The 17,868-nt window shown below is 43.3% G+C and carries 21 protein-coding genes; 9 read left to right on the forward strand and 12 right to left on the reverse strand.

Going from position 1 to position 17,868, the window contains the following annotated elements; translation table 11 throughout:
- Positions 1 to 5 precede the first annotated feature (5 nt).
- A complete protein-coding gene (locus tag H6F44_RS01205; protein WP_190349090.1) occupies positions 6 to 1,232 on the reverse strand; it encodes an ABC transporter permease in 1,227 nt (408 codons plus the stop codon).
- 170 nt (positions 1,233 to 1,402) lie between these two features.
- Between H6F44_RS01205 and H6F44_RS01210 the strand changes: the two genes are divergently transcribed.
- Positions 1,403 to 1,648 (forward strand): 2TM domain-containing protein, encoded by a 246-nt coding sequence (locus tag H6F44_RS01210; protein WP_190349091.1) that lies wholly within the window; start codon positions 1,403 to 1,405, stop codon positions 1,646 to 1,648.
- 3 nt (positions 1,649 to 1,651) lie between these two features.
- On the opposite strand, the gene clpX is transcribed toward H6F44_RS01210, so the two are convergent.
- The 4 genes from clpX to H6F44_RS01230 form a co-directional block, all read right to left on the reverse strand.
- Complete coding sequence (gene clpX, locus H6F44_RS01215) at positions 1,652 to 2,989, reverse strand: ATP-dependent protease ATP-binding subunit ClpX (protein ID WP_190349092.1); 1,338 nt, start codon at positions 2,987 to 2,989, stop codon at positions 1,652 to 1,654.
- 33 nt (positions 2,990 to 3,022) lie between these two features.
- Positions 3,023 to 3,733 carry an ATP-dependent Clp endopeptidase proteolytic subunit ClpP gene (clpP, locus tag H6F44_RS01220; RefSeq protein ID WP_190349093.1) on the reverse strand — a complete coding sequence of 237 codons (711 nt, stop codon included), beginning with the start codon at positions 3,731 to 3,733 and terminating at the stop codon, positions 3,023 to 3,025.
- A gap of 307 nt (positions 3,734 to 4,040) precedes the next feature.
- The gene (gene tig / locus H6F44_RS01225; protein ID WP_190349094.1) at positions 4,041 to 5,468 is read right to left on the reverse strand and encodes a trigger factor; all 1,428 of its coding nucleotides are present in this window, start codon (positions 5,466 to 5,468) and stop codon (positions 4,041 to 4,043) included.
- Positions 5,469 to 5,717: 249 nt separating this feature from the next.
- The gene (locus H6F44_RS01230; RefSeq protein WP_242016383.1) at positions 5,718 to 6,140 is read right to left on the reverse strand and encodes an FHA domain-containing protein; all 423 of its coding nucleotides are present in this window, start codon (positions 6,138 to 6,140) and stop codon (positions 5,718 to 5,720) included.
- Positions 6,141 to 6,201: 61 nt separating this feature from the next.
- Here H6F44_RS01230 and H6F44_RS01235 point away from each other — a divergent pair, with 61 nt between their 5' ends.
- Both H6F44_RS01235 and H6F44_RS01240 read left to right on the forward strand, forming a co-directional pair.
- On the forward strand, positions 6,202 to 7,377 hold the full coding sequence (locus tag H6F44_RS01235) for an NAD(P)/FAD-dependent oxidoreductase (protein WP_190349095.1): 1,176 nt from the start codon (positions 6,202 to 6,204) through the stop codon (positions 7,375 to 7,377).
- Between the two features lie 145 nt (positions 7,378 to 7,522).
- Positions 7,523 to 8,059 carry a DUF4278 domain-containing protein gene (locus tag H6F44_RS01240; RefSeq protein WP_190349096.1) on the forward strand — a complete coding sequence of 179 codons (537 nt, stop codon included), beginning with the start codon at positions 7,523 to 7,525 and terminating at the stop codon, positions 8,057 to 8,059.
- 116 nt (positions 8,060 to 8,175) lie between these two features.
- On the opposite strand, the gene H6F44_RS01245 is transcribed toward H6F44_RS01240, so the two are convergent.
- Together H6F44_RS01245 and H6F44_RS01250 are read right to left on the reverse strand one after the other, a co-directional pair.
- On the reverse strand, positions 8,176 to 8,415 hold the full coding sequence (locus H6F44_RS01245; protein WP_190349097.1) for a hypothetical protein: 240 nt from the start codon (positions 8,413 to 8,415) through the stop codon (positions 8,176 to 8,178).
- Positions 8,416 to 8,651: 236 nt separating this feature from the next.
- Positions 8,652 to 8,789 (reverse strand): photosystem II reaction center protein K, encoded by a 138-nt coding sequence (locus tag H6F44_RS01250; protein WP_190349098.1) that lies wholly within the window; start codon positions 8,787 to 8,789, stop codon positions 8,652 to 8,654.
- 57 nt (positions 8,790 to 8,846) lie between these two features.
- On the opposite strand from H6F44_RS01250, the gene H6F44_RS01255 reads away from it, so the two are divergent.
- Together H6F44_RS01255 and H6F44_RS01260 are read left to right on the forward strand one after the other, a co-directional pair.
- Positions 8,847 to 9,353, forward strand: coding sequence for a hypothetical protein (locus H6F44_RS01255; RefSeq protein ID WP_242016384.1), 507 nt, complete (start codon positions 8,847 to 8,849; stop codon positions 9,351 to 9,353).
- A gap of 105 nt (positions 9,354 to 9,458) precedes the next feature.
- On the forward strand, positions 9,459 to 9,734 hold the full coding sequence (locus H6F44_RS01260; protein ID WP_190349099.1) for a MoaD/ThiS family protein: 276 nt from the start codon (positions 9,459 to 9,461) through the stop codon (positions 9,732 to 9,734).
- Between the two features lie 35 nt (positions 9,735 to 9,769).
- On the opposite strand, the gene H6F44_RS01265 is transcribed toward H6F44_RS01260, so the two are convergent.
- Positions 9,770 to 10,090, reverse strand: a complete 321-nt coding sequence (locus tag H6F44_RS01265; RefSeq protein WP_190349100.1) for a hypothetical protein — start codon at positions 10,088 to 10,090, stop codon at positions 9,770 to 9,772.
- A gap of 29 nt (positions 10,091 to 10,119) precedes the next feature.
- Here H6F44_RS01265 and H6F44_RS01270 point away from each other — a divergent pair, with 29 nt between their 5' ends.
- The 4 genes from H6F44_RS01270 to priA all read left to right on the forward strand — a co-directional run bounded on the left by H6F44_RS01270 (position 10,120) and on the right by priA (position 15,634).
- A complete protein-coding gene (locus H6F44_RS01270) occupies positions 10,120 to 10,782 on the forward strand; it encodes a 4'-phosphopantetheinyl transferase family protein (RefSeq protein WP_190349101.1) in 663 nt (220 codons plus the stop codon).
- 97 nt (positions 10,783 to 10,879) lie between these two features.
- A complete protein-coding gene (locus tag H6F44_RS01275; protein WP_190349102.1) occupies positions 10,880 to 11,680 on the forward strand; it encodes a DUF5131 family protein in 801 nt (266 codons plus the stop codon).
- A gap of 36 nt (positions 11,681 to 11,716) precedes the next feature.
- A complete protein-coding gene (gene tcmP, locus H6F44_RS01280; RefSeq protein WP_190349103.1) occupies positions 11,717 to 12,973 on the forward strand; it encodes a three-Cys-motif partner protein TcmP in 1,257 nt (418 codons plus the stop codon).
- Between the two features lie 3 nt (positions 12,974 to 12,976).
- Positions 12,977 to 15,634: a primosomal protein N' gene (gene priA / locus H6F44_RS01285; protein ID WP_190349104.1), complete on the forward strand. Its 2,658-nt coding sequence runs from the start codon at positions 12,977 to 12,979 to the stop codon at positions 15,632 to 15,634.
- Positions 15,635 to 15,690: 56 nt separating this feature from the next.
- On the opposite strand, the gene H6F44_RS01290 is transcribed toward priA, so the two are convergent.
- From H6F44_RS01290 to H6F44_RS01305, 4 genes are all read right to left on the reverse strand, one after another.
- Entirely contained in the window at positions 15,691 to 15,855 is a 165-nt protein-coding gene (locus H6F44_RS01290; RefSeq protein WP_190349105.1) for a hypothetical protein, read from the reverse strand.
- Between the two features lie 37 nt (positions 15,856 to 15,892).
- The gene (locus H6F44_RS01295) at positions 15,893 to 16,867 is read right to left on the reverse strand and encodes an STM4504/CBY_0614 family protein (protein WP_190349106.1); all 975 of its coding nucleotides are present in this window, start codon (positions 16,865 to 16,867) and stop codon (positions 15,893 to 15,895) included.
- 41 nt (positions 16,868 to 16,908) lie between these two features.
- Positions 16,909 to 17,073 (reverse strand): hypothetical protein, encoded by a 165-nt coding sequence (locus H6F44_RS23030; protein WP_242016385.1) that lies wholly within the window; start codon positions 17,071 to 17,073, stop codon positions 16,909 to 16,911.
- A 221-nt stretch (positions 17,074 to 17,294) separates the two neighbouring features.
- Positions 17,295 to 17,750, reverse strand: a complete 456-nt coding sequence (locus H6F44_RS01305; protein ID WP_190349107.1) for a DUF29 domain-containing protein — start codon at positions 17,748 to 17,750, stop codon at positions 17,295 to 17,297.
- Positions 17,751 to 17,868: the final 118 nt, after the last annotated feature.

Raw genomic sequence — 17,868 nt, forward strand, 5'->3', positions numbered from 1 at the left:
AATATCTAAATGCTTCTCAAAGCCACGATCGGATCGAGTCTGGCGGCTTGGCGAGCGGGGAAAATACCAAAAAATAGACCGATACCCCCTGATACGCCCACGGCTAGGGCGATCGCGCCGATGGATATGCCTGCTTGTAAGGGGGTGACAACGGATAAAAGTAAAACCCCACTGATGCCGATACCTGTGCCGATCGCGCCGCCTAGGAGTGACAGGATCACCGCTTCGATCGTGAATTGGGTGAGAATGTCACTGGGGGATGCGCCGATCGCTTTGCGGAGTCCGATTTCTTGGGTGCGTTCGGTGACAGATACGAGCATGATATTCATAATGCCGATGCCGCCAACTAACAGGGAAATGCCAGCGATCGCCGCCAATAAAATTGTTAGCGCCCCAGTGATATTGCCCACAATTTCTAACGCATCTTGCTGGGTGCGAATGGTGAAGGTATCCTCCGCATTCATATCAGTGCTACGGTGACGCAATCGCAATAGATTAGCGATTTGAAACTGCGCGGCATCAACATTGTCGTTACTAGTGGCGGATACATTAATCACTTGGATGGCAACGCCATAGGGAGAGGTGCGTCCCGTTAGTTGATTAGTCATGGTGGTGATGGGCATAAAAATAGTGTCATCTTGGTTGGTTCCCAAAAATGCACCTTTCTCTGACATGAGACCGATCACTTCGTAACTAGTGCCACGAATGCGGATTAGTTGCCCGATGGGGTTGCCTTGGGGAAATAGTTCCTTAGCGATCGCTGCCCCCAAAGTTACCACCCGCGCATTGCGCTTGATGTCATCATTGCTCAAAAATCGGCCAGAGCCAACCTCAGCATTCCGCACGATCGCATAGCTGTCGGTTGTACCGATCAGGGTTGCCCGTTTGGTATTATTGCCAGCGATCGCCAACTCAGAGCCATTGATTTGCGGTGCAACACTGCGGACTGTGGGGACTTGTTCGGCGATCGCATCGGCATCAGCCAACACAAGGCGATTGGGCGGTGCAATCACATTACGCCTTGCATTATCTGTCCCCGTAATCACAAAAATTACATCCGTACCAAGGGATTGAAATTGCTGCGAAGCATATTTCTGTGCGCCCTGCCCCACCCCCACCATCAAAATTACAGAGGCATTGCCGATAATAATACCAAGCATCGTCAATGTGCTACGCAATCGATTGGCGGCAAGGGTTTTGCCTGCCATCTTAAAACTTTCCCAAGTGTCCATTTCCCGAAATTACTAAGCAACTGCAAAGAATCTATCAAAGTCTCGCCTTAAACGCATCGTCACATAGAGCGAAAGTTACCACTAATGGCAAAAGCCAAAATGGCGTAGTCATTTTGGCTTTTGCTGTGAAATAATAAATTTTTGTAACATTAATTTTCCCACCGCCACCTATGCCCAAGCTGTCGAAACCGCCCGATCCTAATGATCCTGAATACCAAAGCCTAGAGCGCAGAGTCAACTTTTATCTGCACCTTGCCATCTATTCAGCTTGCAGCACCTGTATGTGGTTTATCCAATCCATTACTGATAAATTGTGGATATGGTCAGTTTGGGTAGCTGTAATTTGGGGCATAACTATTCTTGGACATGGCATTTGGGTATTTTCTCAAGAAAATATTTTCAAACCCAAGAGCTAAAAACTACGCCGATTCAGGCTTAGGGATCGAAGCAGGGTGCTGTAATATCTCGGCTGTGGATAATTTTTCCACCATATCGCGGGTAATTAAGCACTTTGTGACATCCTTACGGGAGGGTAACTCATACATCATATCTAACATCAAATGCTCAACAATGCCGCGTAAAGCCCTTGCCCCCGTTTTGCGGCGATAGGCTTCCTTGGCGATCGCCTGAATCGCATCGACTTGAAACTCAAGCTGCACATTGTCCATTTTTAGCAACTTCTTGTACTGCTTGATCAATGCACTGCGCGGCTCAGTCAGGATCGCAATCAAAGCTGGCTCATCAAGGGGATCAAGCACGGCGGTAACAGGTACACGCCCAATAAATTCGGGAATCATGCCAAACTTAACTAGATCATCGGGCTGCACATTTTTGAGGGTTTCGGAGGTGCGCTTCTCTCGCGGCATTGCTTCCCCCTGCTGCACAAATCCCATCGATTTTTTGCCAATGCGTTGTTCGATAGACTTTTCCAAGCCCCCAAACGCGCCGCCGCAGATAAATAAGATATTTTTCGTATCGATCTGAATACAGTCTTGGTAAGGATGCTTACGTCCACCCTGCGGCGGCACATTAGCGATCGTCCCTTCCAACATTTTTAGCAAAGCTTGCTGCACGCCCTCTCCCGACACATCACGGGTAATCGATGTATTCTCGCTCTTGCGGGCAATTTTATCGATTTCATCAATGTAGATGATCCCGCGTTGCGCCTCTTCCACATCCAAGTCCGCCACCTGCAAGAGTCGCAGGAGAATATTTTCCACATCCTCGCCCACATAGCCCGCCTCGGTGAGGGTGGTTGCATCTGCCACCGCAAAAGGCACATCGAGCATTTCCGCCAGAGTTTGCGCTAAGAGGGTCTTACCGCAACCCGTTGGACCAATTAGGAGAATATTGGATTTTTGTAACTCAATGCCATCTTCTGACAGCCCCTTACCATTGGATTCTAAAAAGCTGAGCCGCTTGTAATGGTTATAGACCGCCACAGACAGGACTTTTTTTGCTTCATCCTGCCCAACCACATTCTCATCAAGATAGCGCTTGATGTCGCGGGGCTTGGGGATTTGGTTGAGGTTGAGATTTGCCGCAGTTTTTGTTTTGCGCTTTTCATTGGCATTATCTTTGCGCTGTACAGCTTGCGGCGGAGCGCTGTTAAACAACTCTTCGTCAAGGATTTCATTACATAAATCCACACACTCATCACAAATGTATACCCCAGGCCCTGCGATTAGCTTGCGTACCTGTTCCTGTGATTTACCACAAAAAGAGCATTTAAGATGAGAGTCATATTTACTGGGCATAAGCTGCTATCTCAATGGGTTGGTTACGCGGAGCTAAACGAGGGCGAGAGGAGAGGTTTGGGGACTATTGGCATTAGCTAAAACTTGGTCAATTAAACCATATTCCAATGCTTCTGCGGGAGACATGAAGAAATCACGCTCAGTGTCTTGCTCAATTTTATCTAAAGGCTGACCTGTGCTGGCAGCAAGCATCTCATTCAGCGATCGCTTGATGTATAAAATTTCCCTTGCCTGAATCTCAATGTCAACCGCCTGTCCTTGAGCGCCGCCAAGGGGTTGATGGATCATAATCCGTGAATTGGGGAGAGACATCCGCTTGCCCTTTGCCCCTGATGCCAACAAAAATGCCCCCATACTAGCCGCTAATCCCATGCAAATTGTGCAAATATCTGGGCGGACATGGTTCATTGTGTCGAGGATCGCCATCCCTGCATAGACAGAGCCACCAGGGGAATTGATGTAAAGGTAAATATCTTTTTCGGGATCTTCAGCTTCTAAAAATAAAAGCTGCGACATGATCAAGTTAGCACTGGTGTCATCTACCTGAGAACCCAAAAATACAATCCGTTCCCGCAGTAAGCGCGAAAAAATATCAAATGCTCGCTCACCCTTTCCCGACTGCTCAATCACCATCGGTACAACTTGATTTTGGATCTGTTGTTGGTGTTGGACTGAGGCGATCGCGTATTGACTAGGCCTAATTTGGCTGGAAATCTGGCTGTTTTGACTATACAGAGAGGACATTCTTTTTGGATTGATGTTTGAATTTATTATTGGTTTAACGCATTATTTTAGGCAGGTTTATTAGATTTTCACCATACCTCATAGGATTTATTATAGCTTTTCCTACGGTAGCACCCCTGATTGATTGATCAATCTCCCTCAAAAGCAGCAAGCAGGATGCCCGCGCTACAGGGCTTTTAAATTAAAATTTATAGGGTATAGATATTGTCTGATGAGGACTTTAGATTTTGATTTTAAATCAGGATTTTAAACATTTTTGTCAGTAGCACCAAGTAATAAAAGAGGGATGCTCTGCATCCCTCTTTTATTATTCAGCGTCCGAAGCAGTTGCTTCAATGGTGACAGTGCCATCAGGAGCAACTTCAGTCTCAGAAATTTGGGGGGGCTGAGCCTTTTCAGCAAGGGAGCCTTCAGCTACTAGCTCAATTTCTGAATTTTCCACAAGCCAATCAAGGGCATTCTCAGTCAAAATTTCTTCAGTGACCACCGCGATTAATTTTTTGCGATCAATAGTTTGACTTTGCCCCTGCTCCCTAAAATATTCCATGGCATTGTCAACCTTTTCTTTTAACTGCACTTGATCGACCTGCAAACCTTCCCGCTTGATGATTTCATCAAGGGCTATTTTACGCTTAATGCGAGTGATGGCTTCGGGGTAGCTGAGGCGGCGCATTTCTTCAACCAACTCTTTGGTGAAAAGTTGCTTGAGCATCGTTGGATCAACCTGCTGCTCTAGAAAATTTACTTGCTGACGCACCAAAAAGTCCAGCTCTTGCTGGATGAGGGTTTTGGGGATATCAAATTCAATTTCAGCCGTAATCGCATTAAGCACGGCATTTTGTTGGTTGGACTTGGTTTTTGACTCCGCCTCTTCAATTACTTGCGTTTCTAATAATTCCCTGAGTTCAGCGATCGTTTGCTTGTCGCTAATAGATTGGGCAAACTCATCGTCAAGGGCAGGTAACTCACGCCCTTTGATGGTTTTGATCGTAATTACATAGCGAATTGGTTTACCAACATATTCTTCAGGATAATATTCTTCAGGAAAAGTGGATTCTAGCTCGATCACTTGGTCAAGATTTGCGCCAATGATGGCTCTAACCACTTCAGGAATAAAGGCTTTTTCATTAACATCTAGTTGAAAGTCTTCTTCCCCTGCATCTTCTATGGGTTCACCTGTCTCAAGATCAATTACTTTGAGATCAATTGTCGCCACGTCATCGACTTGGATAGGGCGATCTTCTACAGGTACGAGGGTGGACTTACGTACCTGAAAACTGTGCAATGTGCTGTCAACCTTGGCAAAGTCTGGTTTGATCTCTTCGGCGTGGACAGTGAAACCTTTGTGTCTAGGGAGTGTCACTTCAGGATCAACATCGATCGCTGCCTTAAAGGAAATTTCTTGTCCAGGGACAAAACCCACTACCAATTCAGTCAAGTCAGAAACTAGCTCAAAATTGCCTAATGCTTTTTCTTGAACTTCCTTATTCTCTTTAAGGGCTTCTTCGAGGGCTTTTTCAATTAATTCTTCAAGTACATTTACCCTGATGCGATCTGTGCCAACCTGCCTCAGGACTAGCTGTTTTGGGGCTTTGCCCTTGCGAAAACCAGGTACTTGAATGGTACGGGTTAGATCTTTAACGATGCGATCGTATATTGCTTGAGACTTAGCCCCTTCAACTTGAATATCAAAACCAATTTGACTAGCGGGAAGTTTCTCTAAAGTAACCTTCATTATTAAATTATGCCTAGATTGAGTATGCCCAGACCGATGCTGATCTAAAGGGCGAATTTATTGCAAACGATATCAGCGATCGCAGATCATACCATATCGTTGCCAAGTTTTGGCGAGATTTTGGCAAAGCTGCATGGGCTTAATTTTATGTCAAATTTATGACAGATGAATAATACTACATCAAATTTGATCCAGAAATTGCGTCTCAATATGTCTCAATATCTCAATATATTGATATTGTCTAGCGGTTTAACGCCGCGACATGATTGTGGATCGACCATCAGCAGATTTAGTTGTTTTGGGCTGTGCAGCAGATTCACGTCCAGAAGGGGTCATTGACTCTGAGGCATCTAGAATAATTTGCAGCCTTGGTCCTGTGGTGGCAAGGCGAATAGTCATGCGATCGCGCACTCTTTCTTTGTCAATCTGTTGATCATCTATGTAAGTACCATTTGCGCCGAGATTGACTAATTCCCAACCCAACGGCTGACGGTGCAGTTCTACATGGTAGCGGGAAACAACGGAACTGTAGAGGATCACATCATTGTCTCCCGATCTGCCAATTCTGATTGTTGATTCAGAGTCAAATTTCCAAGTTTGAATTGGGGTTGCCTCAATAGGATGCAGCAGGTTAAGCGTAATCACGGCTTTAGTCGCAGGGTATGAGTACAAGCATGAAGCTATAATGCCCATGTAGTGGGTATTCTATCACTATCCGTAAAGTGCGTAAGGAATGCAAAATATAAATATCATTGGTTGCGGCGTGATTGGCGCAGCGATCGCCTACCAACTCAGCAAAACCTGTCAGGAGACAAAATGCAACGCGAGTATTAAGGTTTTTGAAGCAAATCCTGCGCCTGCGATGGGGGCAACGGGGGCAGCTTTGGGGGTGCTGATGGCTGCCTGTAGCTCTAAGGCAAGGGGCGATTTGGTAAGTCTGCGGTTGGCGAGTTTGCAGATGTATGATCGCTTGATTGATGAATTAATTGCTCAAACCAATTTGCCAATTCTTTACAATCGGTTAGGCATTTTAAATTTGTATCGCTCGCCTGTAATTAACAAGATGCGATCGCTAGTTGAAATTCGCCAAAGCCAAGGATTTGACTTGCAATGGTTAGAGCGATCGCAGGTTTTGGCAGATTTCCCGCAATGCCTAGGGGATGGTGCATTATTTAGTCCATGCGATCGGGCGGTGCATCCTGTGCAGCTAGTTCAGGCGCTGGTGGCGGCGGCGGCTCAGAATGGGGTGCAGTTCCATTGGCAAACGCCGATTTTAGATTTAGAAGCCCTAATAATGGGCGATCGCGCCACAGCAGCCGATGTAACCGTGATTGCCTCAGGCATGGGCGCAAATGCCCTAGTTGCCGATTTTCTGCAAAAAACTGTTAATGCTGATGCGCCAAGCGGCGATCTCTTGCAGCCTGTGGGTGGGCAAGCATTGCGGGTACGAGTTCCCGATCTTAATTTGAGCGCGGTGATCCATGCCGAAAATCCTGATGCTGGTACTGCGACTCTCAATGATTTTAATATTGTGCCGCTAGGTAACGATCACTATTGGCTAGGGGCAACGGTGGAGTTTGAGAGATCGCCCCTACCCGATCCCGAAAATGTGACGCTGTTGTTAGAGGTGGCTAGGGCATGGTGTCCAGCTTTTGCAAAGGCGGAAGTTATAGCAACATGGGCAGGCGATCGCCCCAGACCACAGGCGGCAAAAGCGCCGATTTTAGGCTTTTTATCAACCCAGCCCCAAGTCTTGCTGGCAACAGGGCATTATCGCAATGGGATAATGATGGCTCCAGTTACGGCACAAATTATTAGTGATTTAATTTGGCATGGCAGCAGCGATTTACCTTGGCAGTCTTTTTCCCCAATTGTCAAAAATCGTAACGAATGTAGCGATCGTCACTAGCGATAAGCGTTATGTTAGTAATGCCGAATCATAAAAGCCACCACAGCCCCAAGATGACTGTCATGCTTTTATGGGTTAAAAAATAAACCCAGCAAGGGGTTTTAAAGCACAAGATGGGTGCGCGACAGCCCCTATTTGTTAAAACATGAAAAAATCTTTTTTCTATCGCACATTACAGGTTGCGAGCATTATTGCTGCGTACTCAGCCATTTACATTTGGGCATCGACTACCCACGTCGAGCCAATATACAGCATCCTTACGGATCTAGATGCACTACTAGTATCCTTAGCGCTCGCCATTGCCCTGCCCTTCTTTTGTTTTAAAGTACTACGCAAACTTTATACGCCGCCCCAGTCTTTGCAACTGCAAAATTTGCCTCAATCTAAAAATAGAGTCACCGCAACGGAGAGTTATTTAGACAACGATGAGCTAGATGTTGAGACGATGCAATATCGAGGAATGCGCTATAACCCCGATGAGTTACTTACCAACTCAGACCTAACGCAACAACAGGGTATTGACAATGCAGAGTCCAAAACTGTTATTAAGTATCGTGGTGTCAGTATCGAAAGCGAAAACAAGCCACAAAATATACCAGCTTCCGAGCCAAAGCTGCCAAGCCAAGAAACAACGCGAAAATTAAAGCAAAAAATCAAGTATCGCGGCGTTTACATTGATTAATTGCACAATTTGGTTACAACGCTTTGCGCTTCCTTAATAATCCAGCAATATTTTTGAAAATGGCGCGAAGCGCCATTTTCAAGTTCTGTACTGCTTATAGCCTCAGTAGGCTGCATTTAGTTTTTATCTAGCTTTTGCCTGATTTTTGCAATTATGCCACTGGCGATCGCCCCTGCCATCACGATGCCTAGCACAGGCTGGATCATGGGTTGCCACAGTTGCCGCCATAGCGCTAGCCCCAAATTTAGGTGCATACTGTCGCCAGCCAAAGCTGCCACAAACCAAGCAAAAAAGAAAAATACTAAAAACAAGTTAAACATTAAGAACTTGTTAACCCAATTGCCAATAGTTTCCATAGTTCAAATAACGCTAAAAATTTCGAGCTAATGGCGATCTAATAGATATTGGTAGATCTTCGTCCTACCAATATCCCGACAAAAGAATCGGGGCAACGTAGTTGCCCCGATTCTTTGGCGTTTCTTATCTTTTTTTAATAAACGGGTCAAACAGTTTGGTTAATTAAATTTGTAAATTTTGTAAATTTATAATGCAGATGATGATATTAATCTTCTGCAAGAAAATTTATTTAAAATTACTTAAAACCAACAGCCGCTTGCCATACGAAGGCAAGAAGCAAGAAAAATACGGGAATAACAGGAAGAACATCCACCAATGGATCAAAAAATCTGTAGGCTTCAGGTAATGTTGCGATTAGTAGGGAAAATTGCATTAAAAATAGACCTCCTTCAAGAGCTAAGATGAATTCTACCACTCTAAGGGTATTTATATGACGATCGCAAATTATCGAATTCAGCATCCAGATCAGCTTAGTAAAACTAAACCCGTTGCAAGTTTATGGCGATCGCTGCAAATAGCCTGTCTATCTTTACTTATTTGTTTACCAATTAGTCTGAGCATATTTGCTTTCAGCGCCCCCGCTTGGGCAACCGTACAAATAAAGCTTTCGGATTTAACCTATATTCCCTGTGAAGGTGATATTGGCAAAAACATGGTGATTGGCGGCGGTGTCATGTCCGCTAATTGCTATGTCATTAAAGGTATGGCAAATAATGTATCTGGCAAGCCTGTTTACAATGCCGATATTTTTGGTAGAATCTATGATGCTAATGGCAATGATGCAATGCCAGAACGCACCAGACTGGGTTCTGTCGATGAGCTCCCCCCAGGTAAAAGTGAATTTCAGCTTATCGTGGCGATCCCTGCGGATCAACCCGAACCGCTAGATCTCAAGCAGTTCAAAGCATCAGGCTTTGCGGGTAAAGTCAGAAGATAGCAAGGTTTGGCGGCATTTTGCCAAGATGTCTAAAAGTTGCTACTTGTACAGGACTGACCGTGAATATGGCAGAATCAAAATCTAACAAAATTAATCAAAAAACATATGGCAGTTAAAGTTCTAATTCCTACGGCTCTTCAGAAATTTACCGATAACCAAGCGCTCGTTGAGTGTGAAGCCGCTTCGGTGAACGAAGTGATTGATTCGCTGGAAGTTAAGTTTAATGGTATTAAGTCGCGCATTTGCGATGAAGCGGGTCATCTTCGCCGCTTTGTAAATTTTTATGTCAATAGCGAAGACATTCGCTTTCTTGAGGGAGCAAGCACTACCCTCAAGGATGGCGATGAGGTGAGTATTGTGCCTGCGGTTGCTGGGGGCTAGTCAGCATAAAAGGGTTCGCATTGCGAACCCTTTTGCTAGGCACTCAGCATGATTTGGGCTATGTAAAGCATCCAAATTAAGGATTGTTTTTTGGGATCAGATTCGAGCTTTGGGTCAACCTTGACGCGACCGCCCCATGATTGAAACCACTGTCCTAGATTGGTAAAAAAGGCGGTTGTCCATTTGCTGATTTGCTCAAAAATTTGCTGTGGCCCCACGCCCGTCAATACTTGAACTGTAAAAATCACAGCAACGATCAAAAATGCGGTTTTAAAGCTGGCTTTGATGACGCTCATGAGCCACCATAGCAATAGTATTGAAACTAGTAATGCGCCAATAACGAGGGGCAAATTCATAAATTTTCCTAGATTTTTTCTCAGTTGCTTTGCTAAATAATTTAACCCGTTTACCCAATTTATACTTTACTCAAGCCCAATTAAATATCAATATCGATGAATATGATCGCCTAAGGATGTTGTTATCCCTTGACGAACGCGATCGCGCTGATCGGTTGCGGCATCACTCAGCGCGACAAAATTTCGTGGCGGCTAGGGGCAATCTGCGGGAGATTTTGGGGGAATGGCTAGACTGCGAGCCTGAAGATATTCAGTTTGGCTATGGCGATCGCGGTAAACCATTTGTGCAGAATCACAGTGTATATTTTAATTTGGCACATTCCCAAGATTTAGCAATTTATGTAATTAGCAATGACTATGCGGTGGGCATCGATCTGGAATATGTGGATCGCGGGCGCGATGTAATCAAAATTGCCAAACGTTATTTTGCCGAAGCGGAACAGGCATTAATTATGGGCGCGGGCGATCGCTATGTACAACAACAGACTTTTTTTAAAGCTTGGACATTAAAGGAGGCTTACGCAAAGGCAACAGGTCAGGGCATCGCCAATATTTTAAATGTAGATGTTGCAGTGTTGTTAAAGGGTGATTGTCATACATTGCAAATTGGTGAGTGGCAATTAAAATTAATTGAGCATGAATTGGCGATCGCCCCAGATTTTGTGGCAGCTATATGCTGGGGATGCCCCTAGTTTAAAAAATGGGTTATTTCACTTTTTGTTATCGAAGTCAAAGAATATTCGTACATAAATCTATGCTTTTGGGCTAAATAAAGTTAAACTAATTATTATGTCAAGTGCAAATACTGGAATTGAGTGGACGGACAAGACTTGGAACCCGACCACTGGCTGTGATAAGGTCAGTGCTGGGTGCAAGTATTGTTACGCTGAGGCGATTACAGAAAGATTTACTCATAACTTTCCGAATGGGTTCAACCTAACTCTGCATGAAGATCGCATTGATCAGCCTAGACATTGGCGAAAGCCTAGCCGAATTTTTGTAAATTCAATGAGCGATCTCTTTCATGATGACGTTCCTCTAGAATTTTTGCATAGGGTCTTTAAGGTTATGCAAGAAACTCCACAACACATTTACCAGATTTTGACTAAACGCCATGAAAGACTTGAACAAATTGCAGATAAGCTAACGTGGTCGCCGAATATCTGGATGGGAGTATCAGTTGAGAGCCAAAGATATGTTGATCGTGTAAATTCTTTAAGAAATATTCCTGCTGCGGTAAAGTTTTTGTCTTGTGAACCATTGCTAGGATCTTTAAAACTAGACTTAACTAATATTGATTGGGTAATCGTGGGCGGTGAGTCTGGACGGAACCATAGACCAATTGAGAAAGAGTGGGTTGAAGATATTTTGCAGCAATGTCAACACAAAAATGTTGCTTTCTTTTTCAAGCAATGGGGTGGCTTAACACCAAAATCAGGCGGAAAAATACTTAATGGTGAAACTTGGCAAGAGATGCCCATTGCATGGGAACAGCATCTTGCTAGGCTTTCACTTATGTCTATTAGGGAAAAACAAGTAATCGCCAAGCAGCCAGTTCCATCAAAAGTTAAAGCCGTGATTCTTGTGTAATTTATCCAAGTCCTTATAAGTTAACAATTCTAAGCTATGAGTAAGTTGCTATGGTCTGCTGATGGAAGTCATATTCCAACAATTGATCCACATACGAAAGCTAAGCATTTGATTATAGAGAAGTATGTAGAGGATTTGATATGCACTCTTTATGGCAAAGGAAGACGTGGTGTTGATACATTTACTTTTATCGATGGATTTTCTGGTGGGGGAATATATAAAGATGACGAAAGTGAAAATAAGGAATGGTTGGGTTCCCCAGTTAGGCTTATTAAAGCTGTTCAGGAAGGATTTAAAAAAGCAAAACGGGAATATCCCATTAACGTTAAATTTATTTTTATAGATGATAAACAAGATCATATTGATTGCTTGAAAAACTATGTAATGCCAAAATCAGGGCTTGATGAACTTTCTCAACCTAAAGATTGTGAATTTAATTACGAATTCATTTGTGGAGAATTTGAAAAAAATATCAATTATTGTGTCTTTACAGCAGAGCAAAGAAAGGGGCATTCTTTCTTTTTGCTTGATCCTCAAGGATGGACTGATGTATCTATGCAGAGCATCAGAAAGATAACGGATATGAAGAAATCAGAGATATTGTACACTTTCATGATTGATTACATAATTAGGTTTATTGCAGGGAGGGAAGATAGTTTAAAACGTGGATTTGAAGATGTCTTAGAAGCTGACGGCTATTATCAAGAGGCTCGTAATTCTAAGTTGACAAGCTCATCAGTTCAATTGTATTTAAGACAGGAATCCATGAGATTATTTAGAGAAAAAGGCAAGGCAAAATATGTTTTTAGCTTTGCTGCTGTTCCTAAAGGCGATACCAGAGTTTTATATTATCTTCTCCACTTATCCAAAAATCTTACTGCACTAGAAGTAATGAAAGATAGTTTCTGGGAAGAAAATACACTAGGCTATGAATATTTTTTTAATGTCTATGGCTTCGGATTTAGAACGGTAGATTATTACGAAAGAAACCAGATGAGGCTTAAGTTTGAGAAATCTAAAGATCAAGAATGTATTGAATTACTTGATCGAGATTTAGGAAGAATATTAGAAAGTCATCCAGATGGTATTACTTTTCGAGAGGCAAGTGAAAAAACAATGGAATTGAATCCCGCTAGAAAATCTCACTACGAGCAATATATTAGACAACTGCGAGAAGACCAACTGATCGAAATCGTGAGAGAAGGGAAGGTAATTAATAGCAAAAGTCCTGATTTAAGGCGTAAGGATATTATTAGAAAGAGCCGAGCAAGACAGTTGATATTACCTTTCTAAAATATGAAATTAATAGATTCACCGCCAATTTGCGATCGCCATTCCCAACGTTTTGTGAATGTAATTGTTGATTGTATTGGTATTAATGATTTATTGACCTATCGCATTGCTGATGAAATGGAAGTGGCGGTGGGGGATATTTTGAGTGTGCCTGTGGGCGATCGCCAAGTGGGAGCGATCGCGCTGCAAATTACGGATACTTCAAAAATTGCGACAAGGGATATAGAAATCAAATCCGTTACCGCGGTGATTAGTTCGGGCATATTCCCCAAAGCCTATTGGGAATTATTAACTCGCACTGCTGAATATTATCGCACGCCCTTGATGCAAACTGTGAAAACGGCTTTGCCGCCGAAGTTATTAGATCAATCCCATTATCGGATCAAGGTTAAGGAGATAGAAATATTACCTCTACCTGCACAAGAGGAACCGCAGGATAAATTAGCAGCAGATGGTTTACTTGGGCATGGGGAGCAGTTTAGTTTAATCAATTGGGAAGATGAACTTGAAAATGGCGATCACGGATCTATAGATTCAGATCCAAAGTCAGATCGTAAGAATATTCCCAAATTGCCCAAAGCCGCACAAATTGTTTGGGATTTCTTCCAAGAACATCGGACTAAATCTAAAGGAATTAGCCGCCGTTATATTTATCAAAAACTAGGCAAATATGCAGGGGCTGGACTAAGGGATTTACAACAGCGGGGATGGGTTGAAACGGTTTTAGAACTGCCGCAGCGTCCGCAACCTAAATATGAAGATGTGGTGACACTAAATCAATTGGCTTATGGCGATCAAAAGTTCACGCCTAAGCAAATGGAAGTATTGAAAATATTGCAATATCAGGGAGGAGAATGCCTGAAAGCAGAATTGGCGAAACTTGCTCAAGCTTCAACTTCCGTAATTCAGGGGTTAGCCAATAAGGGCTATGTTTCTATTTCTAAAAGGGAATTACTGCGGCTAGGGGGCAAAAGTCATCAAGTGCTGCGCGATCGCCCCAAGATGCTTACTGAGCATCAAGATCTAGCTTTGCAGAGAATTTTGCAGGCGATCGCCGAAGGACAATCTGCTCAACTATTGCTGCATGGGGTCACAGGCTCTGGCAAAACCGAAGTATATTTGCAAGCGATCGCCTCTGTGTTGGAAATGGGTAAGTCGGCTCTAGTCCTAGTTCCTGAAATTGGTTTAACCCCCCAATTAACCGATCGCTTTCGTGCCAGATTTGGCGATGCCAAGGTAAATGTCTACCATAGCCAACTGTCAGAAGGGGAGCGCTTTGATACATGGCGCTTGATGTTGACCCCAGAGGCACAGGTGGCAATCGGGACGCGATCGGCGATATTTGCGCCATTACCCAATTTGGGCTTGATCGTGATGGATGAAGAGCATGATTCTAGTTTTAAGCAGGATCAGCCCCAACCCTGTTACCATGCGCGGACGGTTGCCCAATGGCGATCGCAGTTGGAACAAATCCCCCTTGTGTTAGGTTCGGCAACCCCATCAGCAGAGATGATCTATGCCCAAAAAGAAAATTCGGTCATTTATTTAGAACTGCCCGATCGCATTGGCAACAGACCGATGCCACCCATTGAAATTGTCGATATGCGAATGGAACTTAAGGATGGTAACTATTCAATTTTTAGTCGCAATTTGCAAGAGGCGATCGCCGCAATGTTAGACAAAAAACAGCAGGGCATTCTCTTCATTCATCGGCGCGGCTACAGCACCTTTGTTTCCTGTCGTGCCTGTGGCTATGTTGCCGAATGTCCACACTGTGATGTTTCTCTCTCCTATCACGATCCTCTTATTCCCACTGCCCACCAACCCAAGAGCGCTCATCTACGCTGCCACTATTGCAACCACACAGAAATGCAACCGCAAAACTGCCCCCAATGCGGCTCCAGATATTTCAAATATTTTGGTAGTGGCACACAAAAAGTAGAACAGGAATTAGTCAAGTTATTTCCCAATATTCGCCTAATTCGCTTTGATAGCGACAGTACCCGCAACAAGGATCAACATCGGTTATTGATCGACCAATTTCGGGCGGGAGAAGCGGATTTATTAGTGGGAACGCAAATGCTTACAAAGGGATTGGATATTCCCCAAGTCACCTTGGTGGGCGTGGTGTCTGCCGATGGGCTGCTCAATTTCTCTGATTATCGCGCTGGCGAACGGGCTGCTCAAACCCTATTGCAGGTGGCAGGACGGGCTGGGCGTGGCGATGAATTAGGTCATGTAATCATCCAAACCTACACCCCCGAACATCCTGCCATTCAAGCAGTGCAGCAATATCGCCTTGATGAATTTATGCAAATGGAACTGGAAATGCGTGAGGCTTTGCGCTATCCACCGATGGGACAAATGGTCTTAATTCATCTCAGTAGTGAAAATCCTGAAGCTGTGGAATTGGCGGCGCATGGTTTGGCAGAATATTTGCGGCAACTTGAGCATGACTGGGATGTATTGGGGGCAGTACCTGCGGCGATCGCCAAGGTGTCAAATCGCTATCGTTGGCAAGTCCTCCTCAAGTTTATGCCCAGTATGCTTGTCGATGTGCCAGATCTGGAAGAACTAAAAATGCTAGTCGGTTCCCTAATCGATGCCGCCACAAAACAGGTGCGCGTTTCCATTGATGTCGATCCGCTTACAATTTTGTAGGGATCTGCATTGTTACAGCTTTCCCCTTGCGGCTGTGGTCGGATCAGTGAAATCTATCAAACTGACTGTAAATTACTAAGCTTTTCTTCCCCCGTAAGTTCCCCAAGCAGAGTCAACATAAAAGGATTATTCACTCGACTTAGGCATGGCTCAGTCAGCATTAGGAATAGCGATCGCCCATTTTCAACATCATTTCGACTAATTGCGATACACCATTGCAAGGATTGGAGTATTCAGGTAAGTGTGTGCAGCTACCGACTATTCTCTCTCTCTACATTTAGCTTTATATGCTTCTACGAGAAAAACTATATTTGAAGCAGTAAGATGCAATATGTAAGAAGCTAAATATTCAGGCACACCTCTAATTTCAGTACCTTGACCATGACCAGCTTCTTTATTACGAACAGTAGGAACTCCAGCTTCAAGGACTTGCCTTAAACCTGAAAAATGGTTTTGTAGATAACTAGGTACAAGTTCTTCTCTTTTTAGGATAATTTCTATAAGTTTTGAAGCAGTGGCAGTTTTGTCATAAGCCCAACTAAATTTGTCGCAAATAGTTTTCATTGTGCTTTCAAAGGCTTTCAGGGCTTCAACAATTGATGCTTCATATTCTTGATTTCGATAATATTTATGAGCGCTTCGGAACTCTTGCTCAGCTCCAATAAAACCTTCATCAGAAATTAGAGTGAGTGCTGGGATGACAGCCTCAGCATGAATAAAATACGAATCAACACGAATAATCTGACCATTGTCGTACTGATATCCAATTCCATGCTCACGAAACCGATGATTTAATTCATTAATAGCATCAGTAGGTTTTTGCGATATACCAAATCCAGTTATTTCTCTTTCTGGTAGCTTTGGTACACCTCTTTCAATATGTAGACAAGTTAGCTCAATTACATCAAGAAGATTATCTGTATGTGTATTAGGATCGAGAAAGAAAGTCATACACTCCTCATTTGGTGTTGAACTCTCAGGTAGTCCCAGTTCTTTAGCTAATGATTTATAGATTGATTGCCATATCCAGTTAACATGTGGTTCTACTGGTCTTCCTTTAAACTTAATATCAGCGTAGATATTCTTTGACCCATAAGTTCCTATAGCATCTTCCCAGATATATATTACCTGCCGCCGAAATTGAATTGGTAAACTTGTGTATTGATAAATTTCTGCTTGATCACTAAGTTCAGCAGCTTTTTTTCTCTTGGAATATATATCAATAATTGCCATGTTTATATTCTAATTAATGTTTCAATCGGGATAGTAGGTGATTATAAGCCCTCTAAAACTTTTGCAAGTGATAGCCTTCCGTTGATTGGCTCAAACTCATCTTCTAATAACCATAATTGCGCTTCTTCATAGTTTTGGCTAGTCAGAACAACCTTATAATTTTCCACAGGATCGCAAACACGACATACACCCCTGCGATCGCCCATCAGCATTAATAGATAAGGTGGCGACTACATTGGATCGATCCAAACCTCAAGAAAATTCCACTCATCCTTCACTGGGGCGAGTGCGGGGGATAACATGGTATCGTTTGTTTACCTCTACATAGTTGAGCCACCTCAATAATACCTGACGAAATAGTTAGTGATTAAAATTATCATGATTTTACTTGGCTCTATCAGACTTTCCAAAAACTAGTAATCGACAACTAATCAGAAAAATCATCATCTTCCCAAATTGTATATTTTTGTTTAAAAACCTCATCCCAACTTAGCGCCGTGATTTCGGCTTTCTTGCCCATCTCATCCCTAGCATCCTGTTTCGCCGCCGCAAAGCACTTATCCCAAATCGAATTAAAAAAATCTCTATTCAGACTTGGCATCTCTCGCTGACTTTCTGCAATCTCACGCCGCGCTGAACGAATTGAAATTACGCAACTGGCACTAGGTTTTTCAGGTTGACATTTCCACTTGATGACGTGCAGCATCAACCGAGTTAACTGACTGCTTACACCCCTTCTTTCCGATCGCCCCATTGACTCCTCTAAACTCTCCAAAAGGCTGTAGGCTTCAGTCATCTGTCCCTCTTGCAACAATTGCTTTGCTGTCACCACAGCTAAGTATGGTGACTCAAACACCAGATTATCCCATGTTGTTTTTGCCATGACTGCTTATATTTTTAATTGAGTGCGCCAGATCTCAATCTTAGCTTAGACTACTAAACGCTATAATTGGAAGGAAGCTTAAAATTTCACTTCTTAAAACTTTTATATTTTTTTTAAC

The organism is Pseudanabaena cinerea FACHB-1277 (genome assembly GCF_014696345.1).
In the GTDB taxonomy this organism is placed as follows: domain Bacteria; phylum Cyanobacteriota; class Cyanobacteriia; order Pseudanabaenales; family Pseudanabaenaceae; genus Pseudanabaena; species Pseudanabaena cinerea.

Excerpts from the sequence above, each read along its gene's own strand:
- H6F44_RS01205 (WP_190349090.1), bottom strand. The coding sequence starts at position 1,232 with ATGGACACTTGGGAAAGTTTTAAGATGGCAGGCAAAACCCTTGCCGCC.
- clpP (WP_190349093.1), bottom strand. The coding sequence starts at position 3,733 with ATGTCCTCTCTGTATAGTCAAAACAGCCAGATTTCCAGCCAAATTAGG.
- H6F44_RS01235 (WP_190349095.1), top strand. The coding sequence starts at position 6,202 with ATGCAAAATATAAATATCATTGGTTGCGGCGTGATTGGCGCAGCGATC.
- H6F44_RS01295 (WP_190349106.1), bottom strand. The coding sequence starts at position 16,867 with ATGGCAATTATTGATATATATTCCAAGAGAAAAAAAGCTGCTGAACTT.
- H6F44_RS01210 (WP_190349091.1), top strand. The coding sequence starts at position 1,403 with ATGCCCAAGCTGTCGAAACCGCCCGATCCTAATGATCCTGAATACCAA.
- H6F44_RS01245 (WP_190349097.1), bottom strand. The coding sequence starts at position 8,415 with ATGGAAACTATTGGCAATTGGGTTAACAAGTTCTTAATGTTTAACTTG.
- priA (WP_190349104.1), top strand. The coding sequence starts at position 12,977 with ATGAAATTAATAGATTCACCGCCAATTTGCGATCGCCATTCCCAACGT.
- tcmP (WP_190349103.1), top strand. The coding sequence starts at position 11,717 with ATGAGTAAGTTGCTATGGTCTGCTGATGGAAGTCATATTCCAACAATT.
- H6F44_RS01275 (WP_190349102.1), top strand. The coding sequence starts at position 10,880 with ATGTCAAGTGCAAATACTGGAATTGAGTGGACGGACAAGACTTGGAAC.
- tig (WP_190349094.1), bottom strand. The coding sequence starts at position 5,468 with ATGAAGGTTACTTTAGAGAAACTTCCCGCTAGTCAAATTGGTTTTGAT.
- H6F44_RS01240 (WP_190349096.1), top strand. The coding sequence starts at position 7,523 with ATGAAAAAATCTTTTTTCTATCGCACATTACAGGTTGCGAGCATTATT.
- H6F44_RS23030 (WP_242016385.1), bottom strand. The coding sequence starts at position 17,073 with ATGGGCGATCGCAGGGGTGTATGTCGTGTTTGCGATCCTGTGGAAAAT.
- H6F44_RS01255 (WP_242016384.1), top strand. The coding sequence starts at position 8,847 with ATGACGATCGCAAATTATCGAATTCAGCATCCAGATCAGCTTAGTAAA.
- H6F44_RS01305 (WP_190349107.1), bottom strand. The coding sequence starts at position 17,750 with ATGGCAAAAACAACATGGGATAATCTGGTGTTTGAGTCACCATACTTA.
- H6F44_RS01260 (WP_190349099.1), top strand. The coding sequence starts at position 9,459 with ATGGCAGTTAAAGTTCTAATTCCTACGGCTCTTCAGAAATTTACCGAT.
- H6F44_RS01265 (WP_190349100.1), bottom strand. The coding sequence starts at position 10,090 with ATGAATTTGCCCCTCGTTATTGGCGCATTACTAGTTTCAATACTATTG.
- H6F44_RS01250 (WP_190349098.1), bottom strand. The coding sequence starts at position 8,789 with ATGCAATTTTCCCTACTAATCGCAACATTACCTGAAGCCTACAGATTT.
- clpX (WP_190349092.1), bottom strand. The coding sequence starts at position 2,989 with ATGCCCAGTAAATATGACTCTCATCTTAAATGCTCTTTTTGTGGTAAA.